Below are 12,176 nucleotides of genomic sequence, written 5' to 3' on the forward strand. Positions count from 1 at the left end.
GATGGTAGTGTGGCTCAAGCCATGCGAGAGTAGGTCATCGCTGAACATTTACACCGAAGGCCGGTCCCCACAAGGGGCCGGCCTTCTTCTTTGCAACACCGCCCACAACTGGGCTCGGCCGAACTCCTTACCGCCCGCCACCGTCAGGCGAGAAAGCGCGGCCAGCAGGCCGGCCGCCTAGAACAAACGCCCCTGCGCCGATACCTCTTCCTCGGCCGGCGGGGCGGACGGGCCTGTACCGTAACCGGACGGGGAACGTCCTGCGCGTGGCGGTTGCTGCCGTTGCTGCGCCAGCCTGTGCGCCTGCTCGGCCAGCACCTTGAATTGGCGTTCGCGCTGCAGCCACAGTTCGTCGGCGGTTTCATGCTCCGTGCGGGCGTGGGCGTCTTCTTCCAGCGCCGTCTCGGGGATCTTGGAGAACGGGATCCGCATCGGCGCGGCATCGTGGGCGAGAGCCGCCTGCATCGCGCCGACGTAAAGGGTGTTGTTGCCGTAGCGACGATTGATCGCATCCAGTGCCTGGCTCAGTTTTCTGGAGCGGTCGCGGTTGGGCAGCAGTCCGTGGCTGTCCGCCTCGACCTGTTCCAGCCCGGTCAGCGACACCGCCACGGACAGCGGCGGGTGCTGCCGCGGGTCCCAGCGTCTGCGCTCGCGCGCTCGCGCCAGCACGTCCAACTGGCGGGCGAGCATCGCCAGCAGGCTGGGCGTATCGTCCAGCGCGGCGAAGCGCAGGTGGCGTTCGAAACGGCGTTCGAGGCCGACGAAGCGCAGACTGACCGACATGCCGGTGGCCTGGAAGCCTTCGTGGCGCATCCGCATCGCCGCCTTGGCCAGTAGCTTGAACAGCACTGCGCGGGCCCCCTCGTGACTGCGCAGTGCCGGATCGAGCACGTGAGAATGGCCGATGCTGCCGCGGCGTGTTGGCGGCGCGGGCAATTCGTGGCCGCGCAGCTGCAGCCAGTAGCGTTCGCCCTCGATGCTGCCCCAGGCCAGACGCAGCTGGCGGCGGCCGGCCTCGTACAGTTGCCTGACCGTGGAGATCCCGGCCCGCTGGAGGCGCCGGGCCATCGAGGGGCCGATCCCGCACAGGTCGCGCAGCTCCAGCGAATAGAGGATATCCGGCAGGTCGGACGCCTCGATCACGGTCAGCCCGTCGGGCTTGCGCATGTCCGAGGCGGTCTTGGCGAGGAAGCGGTTGGGGGCGATTCCGATCGAGCAGCGGATCGCGGGGCTGTAGCCGCGGTCGTGCAGGGTCTGCTTGATGCGCCTGGCGATCGCTTCGGCGTTGCCGCGCTCGCGCTCGCGCCCGATCAGGCGGCACGGCACCTCGTCGATCGACAACGGTTTGTCGTGCGGGATGCAGTCCTCGATCGCGGCCATCAGCTCGTGGTGCATCTCGATGTAGCGCGCCGGCCGCGCCTGCCGGATCTCGAGCTGCGGGCACAGCTCCAGTGCTTCCCATACCGGGGTTCCGGTCCTGATGCCGAACGCCTTGGCCTCGTAACTGGCGGCGATGCAGCAGGTCGTCGCCGCCAGCACCGGCACCACCGCGACAGGCCGCCCGAGCAGCGCGCCGGGCGCGTCGAACTGCTCGACCGAGGCGAAGTAGGAATTGAAGTCGACGAACAGGCAGCGCAGAGTCATGGCGGCCGGGGTGTTGCCCTGGGCGCTCCAGTATCGCGCCGCCCGGTCTCAGTGGAAAAGACACCTGCGAATCAATGGCTTGCTCAATCGCCGGCGAGGAAATACCGCAGCCACCATTCCCCGGACTCGGCATTCAGCGACAAGGCAAGGCGGTAGTCGATCTGGCTGCGGGCGTAGGCCGTGCTGACAAAGCCTTCCACACCCGAAGCCAGGCGGACCCTGGTCCAGCCCTCGGGATCGGAGTCGGTGTGTTCGTCACGAACTTCGGTCAGGACGACGTGGCTGACCCGGGCGACGACTTTGCCGTTCAGTCCCGGCCGCTCGCGGATGGCGACGTCGGTGCCGGTGATGACGCGGGCATCGAAGGGGTCGATCTCGCCCGGCGTTGCGAGGCAGAACACGTACGGCGTGCAATATTCGAAACCTTCTTCCGATTCGCGGGCCTCGCCCGGCAGGGCGAGGATTGCGTCCAGCTGCTGCCACAACTGGCGGCGCTCGCGGCCGTCCTCGTCCCACATGCGACGGAAATCCTCCGGCCCATGGTCGCCGCCGAAGCTGAATTTGCTGTCGGGGCGGATGCGGGCAAGCAAGGCGTCCATGTCGCGTCGGGCGACGATGGCTGCGAGTTCCTGCCTGGCTATTTGCAGCGCAGGAGGCAGTTGTTCGACGGGCGGAGCGAAGACCGGGTCTGGAGTCGGCGGGGCGCCCGTGCCCGTACCGGCGGCGAGGCTCAGCATGATCCCGTTGGCGATGACGAAAGCACACCGGCGCATCGTGGCTTCATAGTACCAGCGGCGGTTCGCCGCCTACGATCACCACGTCGGCGCCGCGCCGCGCGAACAGGCCCACGCAGACCACGCCCGGGATCGCATTGATCGTCTGCTCCAGAGCGACCGGGTCGGTGATCGACAGGTTGTGGATGTCGAGCACCCAGTTGCCGTTGTCGGTGACGACTGCGGCGCCGTCGGCGTTCTGGCGCCAGACCGGCTGGCCGCCGGTGCCGGCGAGGATCTCGCGTGCGACCAGGCTGCGCGCCATCGGAATCACCTCGACCGGCAGGGGGAATCCGCCGAGCACGTCGACACGCTTGCTCGGATCGATGATGCATACGAACTTCTCGCTCGCCTCGGCGATGATCTTCTCGCGGGTCAGCGCGGCGCCGCCGCCCTTGATCAGCCGTTTGTGCGGATCGCACTCGTCGGCGCCGTCGACATACAGCGACAACGGACCCGTGGCATTGAGATCGAGCACCTCGATGCCATGGCCGCGCAGGCGCTCGCTGCTTTGCTCCGAGCTGGATACCGCCCCCTTGACGCGGTCCTTGATGCGGGCGAGGGCGTCGATGAAGTAGGCAACGGTCGAACCGGTCCCAACGCCGACAATCATGCCGTTTTCGACGTATTCGATGGCTTTTTCGGCCGCCAGGCGCTTGGATTCGGACATGGACTGGTTACTGGAGTCTGAGTGGAAGGAAGGGGATCTCCCGGGCCGGCCGGGGACGATGGATGCTCATTCGAGCGACAGCAGGTACTTCCACTGCGCGGCGCTGACCGGAAACACCGACAGCCGGTTGCCGCGACGGATCAGAGCGAATTCCTCGCCCAGCCTGTCGGCATGCCGCTTGATCTCGTCCAGCGCGATGGTGCGCGCGAGCTTGCGCTCGAAGGCGACATCGACCAGCAGCCAACGCGGCTCCTCGCGGGTGCTCTTCGGATCGTAATAGTCCGACCTGGGGTCGAACTGAGTCTCGTCCGGGTAGGCTTCGCTGGCGATGGTCGCGGTGCCGACGATGCCCGGTGTCGCGCAGTTGGAGTGATAGAACAGGACGCCGTCGCCGACCTTCATCCCGTCGCGCATGAAGTTGCGCGCCTGGTAGTTGCGGACCCCGTTCCACGGTTCGGTGCCGACCCGTTCCAGGTCGTCGATCGAAAAGGCATCGGGCTCGGATTTCATCAACCAGTAGCGGCGGCGTGCGGTCATGCGGCAGGTGTCGGGTCGGTGGACATGGGATTGGCGTGGCCGTGGAAGTCGTGGATCGCCGCTTCGGTGCAGACCGCATCGAGCGGCACGTCCCAGGGAGCGGCCTGGAGGCCGTCGACCCTCTGCAGCTCGAATGCGGCACCCACCAGCCACGGCGGCGCGGGACGCTCGTGGCGAAACGCGAGGTTGCGATCGTACCAGCCGCCACCCATGCCGAGCCGCTGCCCGTGCGGGCCGAACCCTACTAGCGGCAGCACCATCAGCGCCATCTCTGGCGCATCGAGCAGGGCGGAAGCGGGCACGTCGGGTTCGGGAATGCCGTAGCGGTTCTCGACCAGGGCGTCGCCCGGCCGCCAGGGGGCGAAGTGGAGGCGGAAATCCGCACCCAGTACCGGCAGGTGGAAACGACAGGCCTCCGGCAGTCCGCGCAACCACGTATCCAGACCGATCTCGCCGTCGCAGGCCCAGTAGCCGGCCACCGCCCCCGAGCGCGGGGCGAACGGCAGCGCCAGCAGTCGCTCGGCGAGCCGTCCCTCCGCGGCCCGGCGGTCGGCATCGGGCAAGACGCGGCGTCGCCGTCGCAGATCCTCGCGGAGCTGGCGGCGCTGGACGGGCTCAGGGGACGTCATCCGATCGGTTCCGGTTCACGGCGGCTGGAGCGGCGCCGGGTTGGCGGGCGTCTGGCGGGCCGGGGCATCCGCTCACGATCGCGGTACGTCCTCCCCCCAGATGCGCGAACAGCGCCACGGGGGCGCTGCACGCGGAAATGAAAGTCCTCCACCAATGGCGATGCGTGCGAAACGACCTTGAACCCGGGGTTCAAGTGGGGATGCTTGGAGGCCGTCGGGCTTCCCGCTACAAGGCGGACCTGCACTCCGGGCCTTCGTTGCACCCCCGCGGTCGCAATTAAGGGACAAGGCGAATGTTTGCGCACGCCGTCGTCCACAGCAGAGGACGTGCGCGAAGTATAGCGTGCCCGCCGGGAGTGTCGCGCCCGCTTGTCGGTGCGAGGCGAAGTCCGGTTCAGGCTTGCGGCGGCGTCGCGGCGCTCAGGCCGGCGGCGTGTCGAGCAGACCGTCGAGCTTGCGGTTGAGATCGGCCAGCGTCCGCGCGAGCTCGCGATCGTGGCGGCCTTCCTCGGTACGCAGCTGTTGCAGCTCGTGCGCGAAGTTGAGCGCGGCCAGCACCGCGACGCGGTCGAGCGCGACCATCCGGTTGCTGCCGCGGATCTCGCGCATCTTGCTGTCGAGCAGCTTCGCGGCGGCCAGCAGCTCGTCGCGCTCATCGGGTTCGCAGCCGACGGTGTATTCGCGATCGAGCAGGCGGATGCTGACCGGGGTGGCAGGACTGGTCACGTGTGCTGCTCCAGCGACTTCAGGCGCGCGATCATGGCCTCGACCCGGATCCGGGCCTGCTCGTTCTTGGCCAGCAGCGCCGAACGCTCGCCGACCAGTTGTTCCTGCTGCTGGCGCAGGCTGCGGTTCTCCTCGCCCAGCCGGCGGGTGCGCTCGGCCAGCTGCTCGACGCGGGCGGCGAGGGCTTGCAGTTGCGCGAGGAGTTCGGCGTGATCCATGGCGGCATGATGGGCAGCGGCCCGACCGGGGTCAAGCTGGGGTCTGGCGGTCGGCGCGGGGCCGTCACGGTCCAGGTACCGGCGACGGCACGGGCGGCACCGGCATGGCCGGTCCTCAGGCGCTGGCGAGGGGGGGCGGCTGCGGGGGACGCCCCTGCCATTCGCTCAGGAAGGCGGCGCAGCTGGACGCGTCGAGCGGACGGGACAGCCAGTAGCCCTGGACCTCGTCGCAGCCGTTGGCGAGCAGGAACTGCATCTGGCTCTCGTCCTCGACGCCTTCGGCGATCACGTTCAGGCCGAGGGAATGGGCCATCGTGATCACCGTGCTGGTGATCGCGGCGTCGTCGGAGTCGCCACCCAGGTCGTCGACGAATTCCTTGTCGATCTTCAGCGATGTGATCGGCAGCCGCTTGAGGTAGGCCAGCGAGGAATAACCGGTGCCGAAGTCGTCGACCGCCAGACCGACGCCGAGCCGTCGGAGTGCCGCAAGCGTCGCCGCTCCCTGCTCGGCATTGGCCATGATCACGCTTTCGGTCAGCTCCAGCTCCAGCCGGTCCGGCGGGATGCCGGTGTCCTCGAGCGCCCGCGCGACGACTTGCGGCAGGTTGCCGCGCAGCAGCTGCAGCGCGGATACGTTGACCGCCATCGTCAGGTCCGTGTGACCCTGGTGGCGCCATTGCATCAGCCGCATGCAGGCCTCGCGCAACGCCCACTCGCCGATGTCGAGGATCAGGCCGGTTTCCTCTGCGAGCGGGATGAACTGCGACGGCGGAATCATTCCGTGTTCGTCGCTGTGCCAGCGCAGCAGCGCCTCGACGCCGGTGATGCGCTGGTCGCGCAGGGAAAGCTGCGGCTGGTACACCAGCTGCAGTTCGCCGCGGTCGAGGACCTTGCGCAATGCGGCGGTGATGGTCGCGCGGCGTCGGATCTCCACGTCCATCGTCTCGTGATAGCGCATCCAGGTGCGCCGGCCCGCTGCCTTGGCCTGGTACATCGCGGTGTCGGCGTGCTTGAGCAGGTCGGTCGGGACCTGGGCATGGTCCGGGTACAGGCTGATGCCGATCGACGGCGAGATCGAGACGTCGTGGCGCTCGTCGAAGTCGAGCGCGGTCTCGAATGCCTCCAGCAACTGGCGCGCCACCTGTTCGGCCTGCTCGATGTTCTCCAGGTCCTCGAGCACGACGGTGAATTCGTCTCCGCCGAGGCGGGCGACGGTGTGCTCGGGGCCCACGGTCTGCTGCAGGCGGTTGGCTGCTGCGCGCAGGATACGGTCGCCGGCGGCGTGGCCGAGCGAGTCGTTGATGTCCTTGAAGCGGTCCAGGTCGAGGAACAGCAGCGCGATCTTGCGGTTGTTGCGGCGGGCACGGACGATCGCCCTCGACAGCCGTTCCGACAGCAGCGCACGGTTGGGCAGGCTGGTCAACGTGTCGTAATTGGCGAGGTAGCGCAGCTCCTGCTCGGCGCGTTTCTGGTCGGTGATGTCGGCCAGCACCGCGACGTAGTGTCCGACCTCGCCGCCGGCCTCGTGGACCGCCGTGCTCTGCAGCGCGCACAGGAACTCGTTGCCGTCCTTGCGTCGTTGCCAGATCTCGCCGGACCAGCGTCCCTGGCGTTCGAGCTCCTCGCGCAGTTGCCGGTAGAACCCGGCTTCGTGCTGCTGGCTGTCGAGCAGGCCGGTCGAGCGGCCGATCACTTCGCTGGCCTGGTAGCCGGTCATCCGCTCGAACGCCGGATTCACGGAAACGAAGTTGAAGTCGCGGTCGAACACCGCAACCGCCTCGGCCATGCTGCGCAGTACCTCGGTGGCGATCCGGCGCTCGCGCTCGGCGCTGCGGCTGCGGGTGATGTCGCGGGCGGTGCCGGCCACGCGCACCGCGCGGCCCTGGGCATCGCGCTCGACGACGCGCCCGCGCGCGCGCATCCAGGCCCAGTCGCCTTCGGGCGTGCGAGAACGATGCTCGGACAGGAACAGTGCGGTGTCGCCGCGCAAGTGGCGACGCAACTGTTCGGAAACACGCGGCAGGTCGTCTGCATGTACCTCGTGCACGGTGTTGACCTGGGTCTGGGTGGTGATCTGCGGGGCGGCGCCGTCGGGGTCGTGGACGCGCATCCAGTGCAGCTGCTTCTGGCCCAGGTCGTAGTCCCAGAACTGGTCGCCCGAGGCCCACAACGCGAGCTTGAGGCGCTCCTCGCGTTCGCGGATCTGCTGGAACCAGCCCTGTTCGCGCAGGTGGTTGCGACGCCAGTGCCAGCCCGCCACCAGTGCGCCGACCAGCGCCGCCAGCGCCACCAGGGCCACGGTCAGCGGATGGCGCCACAGCGGCGGAGCGACATGGACCGGCAACTGCAGTTCGGACGCGCTCCAGACGCCGTCGCGGTTGGTCGACTGCGCACGGAAGGTGTAACGCCCCGGCGGCAGCCGGGTATAGGTGATGTCGGGCTGGTCGCCGTTGTCGATCCAGTCGCGATCGAAACCGTCCATCCGGTAGCGGTAGCGCAGCGATGCGGTAGGGGCGTAGTCGAGCGCGCCGATGCGCAGGCGCAGCATGTCGGTGCCGCCCGGGATGTCGAGCATGCGCGGCTGCCACAGGGTCGCGCCGTCGCTGGGCGACTGGGTGCCGATGCGCGCCGACAGCAGGCGCAGCGGTGGGACGTAGGCGGAGTCGCGGATGCGGTCGGGGGCGAACAGGTTCAGTCCGCGCACGCCGCCGAACAACAGGCGGCCGTCGCGCAGCCGGGTCGACGCGCCGCCATTGAACTCCCGGTCCTGCAGTCCGTCCGCCAGTCCGTAGTGGCGGATGTCGCCGCCGGCCGGGTCGAAGCGCAGCATGCCGGCGTCGGTGCCCATCCACAGCTGGCCGTCCCGTCCTTCCTCGATCGAGAACACCATCGGCACCGGCTGATCGGCGAGCCCCGCCGCGAGCGGGTGGTCGAAACGGATACGGCCGTCGTCGTCCTCCAGCACCCGGCTCAGGCCCGAGCGGGTGCCGATCCAGACCGTGCCGGCATGATCCATCCTCAACGCCCGCACCAGGTTGCCCGACAGGCTGTCCGGCGCGTTGGCGCCGTGGCGGAACTGGCGCAGCTGGCCGCTGTCCGGATCCAGCATCCCCAGACCGTCGCCGGTGCCGAACCAGATCCGTCCGTCGCGATCCTCCAGCAGCGCATGCACGGTGCCATTGGGCAACTGCAACGGGTCGCCGTCACGGTGCCCGTAGTGGGTGATGCGACCGCCATCGCGCGGGACGTGCAGGGCGCCGATGCCGGCAGTACCGAGCCAGAGATCGCCGCGGCTGTCGATCAATACGCTGCGTAGCGGGGTGCCGTCGTATTCGCCCAGCGGCGGGATCTCGATAGTGCCGGTCGCGGGTTCGAAGCGTGCCAGGCCGCGATCGGTGGCCAGCCACATCCGGCCATGGCCGGCGTCGATGATCGATATCACCCGGACGCTCTCTCCGTCCGGCGGGTTTTCCCGGTCCGGATAGAAGGCCCGGTCGAGGTACCCGGTCCATTCGTCGAAACGGTCGCTGGCCGGATCGTAGCGCCAGAATCGGCGGTCGTCGGTGGCGATCCACCAGCCGCTGTCGGCGCCTTCCAGGATCGCGCGGACACTGTTGTTGGTGATGACGCTGTACTGGTCGAGATGGTCGAGGTTGAAGATGTAGCGGAAGCGGGTGCCACGCGGATCGGTGATCGCGACGCCGCGGAACGAGCCGCCCACCCAGAGCATGCCGCCGCGGTCGACCAGCAGGACGTTGACCCCGCTTTCGGGCAGGCTCGCCTCGACCAGCGGCTCCTCCTGTACGTGCTGGAAGCGCCCGTTGTCCGGATCGAGCCGAATAAGGCCACGGCCGCTGATCGACAGCCACAGGTGGCGATCGGGGGCCTCGGCGATCGCGAGCACGCGCGGTTCCCAGTCAAGTGCTTCCGCGTCCGCCGGCCAGAGCCGTTCGAGGGTTTCGCCGTCGTCGCCAAGCCGGTGCAGGCCGTCGGCCCGCCCGACAAGTACGCGACCGGCGTGGTCGACCGCCAGGCTCAATGCCGGACGGGCCGGGCCGACCCGGATCACCGGACCGGTGGGCGGAACCCCGAACAGCCCCGCTGCGGTGGCGTACCACACCGTGCCGCCATGGTCGGCGATGAGCGCCTGGCGTGCGCTCCCGCCCAGCGCCTGGCCGTCGAGCGCAAGCACCGGGATCCGTCTGCCGGTAGTCGGTTCCAGGCGCTCGAGGCCGGCCCCGGTCCCGATCCACAGCTGGCCGGATCGTGGCAGCAATGCCCGCACCTGGCGATGCGCGCGATCCGCCTGGGGCGCGGGTTCGAAGCGCTGCACCTGACCGCTGGCCAGGTCGAGCCGGGCGACGTACTCGGAATTGGAGCCGATCCAGAGGCTGTGCTGGTCGGCGACCGCGAGCGCGGTGACGCTGCTGTCGGGCAGGCTGGCAGGGTCTCGCGGATCGTGGCGGAACAACTGGTAGCGGTTGCCGTCGTAGCGGTGCAGGCCGCCCTGGGTGCCGACCCAGATGAATCCCTGGGGGTCCTCGACCATCGCCTGGACCGTGGCCTGGGCCAGTCCGTGCTCGCTGCCCAGCGGGGTGAAGTAGTAATCGCGGATGGTGGCGACGGCTTCTCCCGGCAGCATTGCCGCCAGCAAGGCCAGGCCGGCTCCCAACAGGCAGGCAGCCACGCGCGCGACCGGACGGACGGCACGGGCCGTATCCGATGGGGCGTGGACTGGGAGCGGCCGTCGGGACATCGGCGCGGGAATCCTGCTGGGGTCGGGGCAGTGTAGGCAGGCCGTGACGGGCACGCCAATCCGATGCCGCCGCATGGCGACTCCGACCGGAGGCATCGGTAGCCGCGCGATCGGCGCTGGAGCGCGCGATCGGTTGTTACACTCCTCCGCATCCTGTTTCCAGCCCTGAGTCGCCGTGTCGGTTGCCCCTGACGAATTGCCCGCATTGATCGAAGTCGATGCCGAGATCCGCCGCCAGTCGCTGGCGGTCTCCGCTGCCGAGCTGCATGGCTGCCTGTGCGGTTGGCTGGCCGGCGGCTCGACGCTGAAGCCGGACTGGCTGTCGCGCCTGCTGCTTGACGACAGCCTGCCGGCGCCGGGTCCGGATTCGCCGCTGGACCGGCTGGCGCAGGTGACCGCCGCCCAGCTCGGCGATCGCGACTTCGCGTTCGAACTGTTGCTGCCCGCCTCCGATGCCAGCCTGGCCGAGCGCAGCGGTGCGCTGTTCGACTGGTGCCGCGGTTTCGTCGGCGCCTTCGGCATGGCTGCCGGTGCGCAGCCGCCGCTGTCGGAGGAGGGTCAGGAAGCGCTGACCGACCTGGCCCGGCTGGCCGCCGCCCAGGCCCAGGACGAGGGCGACGATTCCGACGAGGAGGCGCTGGCGGAGATCGAGGAGTTCGTACGCGTGGCGGCGCTGCTGCTGCATGGCGACTGCGTGCTCGCCGCCCGTCATCGCCAGCGCCTGAACTGATATGGCGGCCCGGGCCCGGGCCTCGATCCAGCCCCCCAGCCCCCCAGCTCCCCAGCTCCCCAGCTCCCCAGCTCCCCAGCTCCCCAGCTCCCCAGCTCCCCAGCCCCAGCCCCAGCCCCAGCCCCAGCCCCAGCCCCAGCCCCAGCCCCAGCTCCGTGCAAAAGCCGCTTTCGATTCCGAACAGGAACCATGTCCGCCGCCGCCGGCAGCTGATGCGCATGGCAGGCGACGACGCGATCCTGGTGCTGCCGGCCGCCGCCGAGCGCATCCGCAGCCGCGATACCCACTATCCGTACCGGCAGGATTCCGACTTCTGGTATCTGACCGGCTTCGACGAACCCGAGGCGGTGCTGGTGCTGGTGCCCGGCCGCCGTCACGGCGAGGCGCTGCTGTTCTGCCGCGAGCGCGACCCGGAGCGCGAAGGCTGGGACGGGCCGCGTCACGGTCCGGAGGGCGCGGTCGAGGCGTTCGGTTTCGACGATGCCTACCCGATCGGCGACCTCGACGACATCCTGCCCGGCCTGCTGGAAGGCCGCAGCCGGGTCTACTACCACTTCGGCCGCGATCAGGAGTTCGACCTCAAGCTGATCGGCTGGGTCAATCGCGTACGCGCGCAGATCCGGCATGGTGCGCAGCCTCCGCACGAGTTCCTGGAGCTTGGCCACCTGCTCGACGAGATGCGCCTGTTCAAGGATCGCGACGAGCTGCGGCTGATGCAGCGCGCCGCCGACATCAGCATGCGTGCCCACGCCGCGGCGATGCGCGCGGTGCGACCGGGCATGCACGAATACGAGCTGCAGGCCGAGCTCGAGCGCGTGTTCCGCGCCAGCGACGCGGTGCCGGCATACGGCAGCATCGTCGGTGCCGGCGCCAATGCCTGCGTGCTGCACTACGTCGCCAACAGCGGGCGGATACGCGACGGCGACCTGGTGCTGGTCGACGCCGGCGCCGAGTACCGCGGCTACGCGGCCGACATCACCCGCACCTTCCCCGCCAACGGGCGTTTCAGCCGGGAGCAGCGGCTGCTGCACGACCTGGTCGGTCAGGCGCAGGCCGCCGCGCTCGCCCAGGCCCGGCCCGGAGTGCCCTACGAGGCCGGTCACGACGCCGCGGTGACGACCCTGACCGAAGGGTTGCTACGACTGGGCCTGCTCAAAGGCAGCCTGGAAAAGAACATCGCCGACGGCAGCTACCGCCGCTACTACCGCCACAAGACCGGCCACTGGATCGGCCTGGACGTGCACGACGTCGGCGAATACCGCATCGAGGGCGAATCGCGCCTGCTCGAACCGGGGATGGTGTTCACCATCGAGCCGGGCCTCTACATCGACGCCGACGACACCCGGGTGGCGGCGAAGTGGCGCGGCATCGGCATCCGTACCGAGGACGACGTGCTGGTCACCGGCGACGGCCACAAGGTGCTGACCGAAGGCCTCGCGCGCAGCGCCGACGAGATCGAGGCGTTGATGGCGGAGACACCGGCCGCCGGCTAG

At 69.2% G+C, this 12,176-nt stretch carries 10 protein-coding genes and 1 other RNA gene; 2 read left to right on the forward strand and 9 right to left on the reverse strand.

Annotated elements, in window-relative coordinates; translation table 11 throughout:
- Nucleotides 1–177: 177 nt before the first annotated feature.
- The 9 genes from L3V18_RS18865 to L3V18_RS18905 form a co-directional block, all read right to left on the reverse strand.
- A complete protein-coding gene (locus L3V18_RS18865; protein WP_237056980.1) occupies nucleotides 178–1,644 on the reverse strand; it encodes a Y-family DNA polymerase in 1,467 nt (488 codons plus the stop codon).
- 83 nt (nucleotides 1,645–1,727) lie between these two features.
- Complete coding sequence (locus tag L3V18_RS18870; RefSeq protein ID WP_237056981.1) at nucleotides 1,728–2,381, reverse strand: SH3 domain-containing protein; 654 nt, start codon at nucleotides 2,379–2,381, stop codon at nucleotides 1,728–1,730.
- Between the two features lie 43 nt (nucleotides 2,382–2,424).
- A complete protein-coding gene (gene rpiA, locus L3V18_RS18875; RefSeq protein WP_237056982.1) occupies nucleotides 2,425–3,087 on the reverse strand; it encodes a ribose-5-phosphate isomerase RpiA in 663 nt (220 codons plus the stop codon).
- A 66-nt stretch (nucleotides 3,088–3,153) separates the two neighbouring features.
- The gene (locus L3V18_RS18880; RefSeq protein WP_237056983.1) at nucleotides 3,154–3,624 is read right to left on the reverse strand and encodes an EVE domain-containing protein; all 471 of its coding nucleotides are present in this window, start codon (nucleotides 3,622–3,624) and stop codon (nucleotides 3,154–3,156) included.
- Nucleotides 3,621–4,253 (reverse strand): 5-formyltetrahydrofolate cyclo-ligase, encoded by a 633-nt coding sequence (locus tag L3V18_RS18885; protein ID WP_237056984.1) that lies wholly within the window; start codon nucleotides 4,251–4,253, stop codon nucleotides 3,621–3,623. Before L3V18_RS18885 ends, L3V18_RS18880 begins: the two co-directional genes overlap by 4 nt.
- 141 nt (nucleotides 4,254–4,394) lie before the next feature.
- A non-coding RNA gene (gene ssrS, locus L3V18_RS18890) (6S RNA) lies at nucleotides 4,395–4,581 on the reverse strand.
- A 92-nt stretch (nucleotides 4,582–4,673) separates the two neighbouring features.
- Nucleotides 4,674–4,979, reverse strand: a complete 306-nt coding sequence (locus L3V18_RS18895) for a cell division protein ZapA (RefSeq protein WP_237056985.1) — start codon at nucleotides 4,977–4,979, stop codon at nucleotides 4,674–4,676.
- Complete coding sequence (locus tag L3V18_RS18900) at nucleotides 4,976–5,197, reverse strand: TIGR02449 family protein (protein ID WP_237056987.1); 222 nt, start codon at nucleotides 5,195–5,197, stop codon at nucleotides 4,976–4,978. Before L3V18_RS18900 ends, L3V18_RS18895 begins: the two co-directional genes overlap by 4 nt.
- Before the next feature lie 115 nt (nucleotides 5,198–5,312).
- Nucleotides 5,313–9,884 (reverse strand): EAL domain-containing protein, encoded by a 4,572-nt coding sequence (locus L3V18_RS18905; protein ID WP_237056989.1) that lies wholly within the window; start codon nucleotides 9,882–9,884, stop codon nucleotides 5,313–5,315.
- A 244-nt stretch (nucleotides 9,885–10,128) separates the two neighbouring features.
- Between L3V18_RS18905 and L3V18_RS18910 the strand changes: the two genes are divergently transcribed.
- Together L3V18_RS18910 and L3V18_RS18915 are read left to right on the forward strand one after the other, a co-directional pair.
- Complete coding sequence (locus L3V18_RS18910; protein ID WP_425493560.1) at nucleotides 10,129–10,683, forward strand: UPF0149 family protein; 555 nt, start codon at nucleotides 10,129–10,131, stop codon at nucleotides 10,681–10,683.
- Between the two features lie 155 nt (nucleotides 10,684–10,838).
- Complete coding sequence (locus L3V18_RS18915) at nucleotides 10,839–12,176, forward strand: aminopeptidase P N-terminal domain-containing protein (RefSeq protein WP_343226363.1); 1,338 nt, start codon at nucleotides 10,839–10,841, stop codon at nucleotides 12,174–12,176.

The sequence above is a fragment of the Marilutibacter chinensis genome (assembly GCF_021725675.1).
Lineage (GTDB): Bacteria > Pseudomonadota > Gammaproteobacteria > Xanthomonadales > Xanthomonadaceae > Marilutibacter > Marilutibacter chinensis.

What these genes read in the sequence shown, in the direction of transcription:
- L3V18_RS18865 (WP_237056980.1), bottom strand. Translation starts at nt 1,644, where the DNA reads ATGACTCTGCGCTGCCTGTTCGTCGACTTCAATTCCTACTTCGCCTCG.
- L3V18_RS18870 (WP_237056981.1), bottom strand. Translation starts at nt 2,381, where the DNA reads ATGCTGAGCCTCGCCGCCGGTACGGGCACGGGCGCCCCGCCGACTCCA.
- rpiA (WP_237056982.1), bottom strand. Translation starts at nt 3,087, where the DNA reads ATGTCCGAATCCAAGCGCCTGGCGGCCGAAAAAGCCATCGAATACGTC.
- L3V18_RS18880 (WP_237056983.1), bottom strand. Translation starts at nt 3,624, where the DNA reads ATGACCGCACGCCGCCGCTACTGGTTGATGAAATCCGAGCCCGATGCC.
- L3V18_RS18885 (WP_237056984.1), bottom strand. Translation starts at nt 4,253, where the DNA reads ATGACGTCCCCTGAGCCCGTCCAGCGCCGCCAGCTCCGCGAGGATCTG.
- L3V18_RS18900 (WP_237056987.1), bottom strand. Translation starts at nt 5,197, where the DNA reads ATGGATCACGCCGAACTCCTCGCGCAACTGCAAGCCCTCGCCGCCCGC.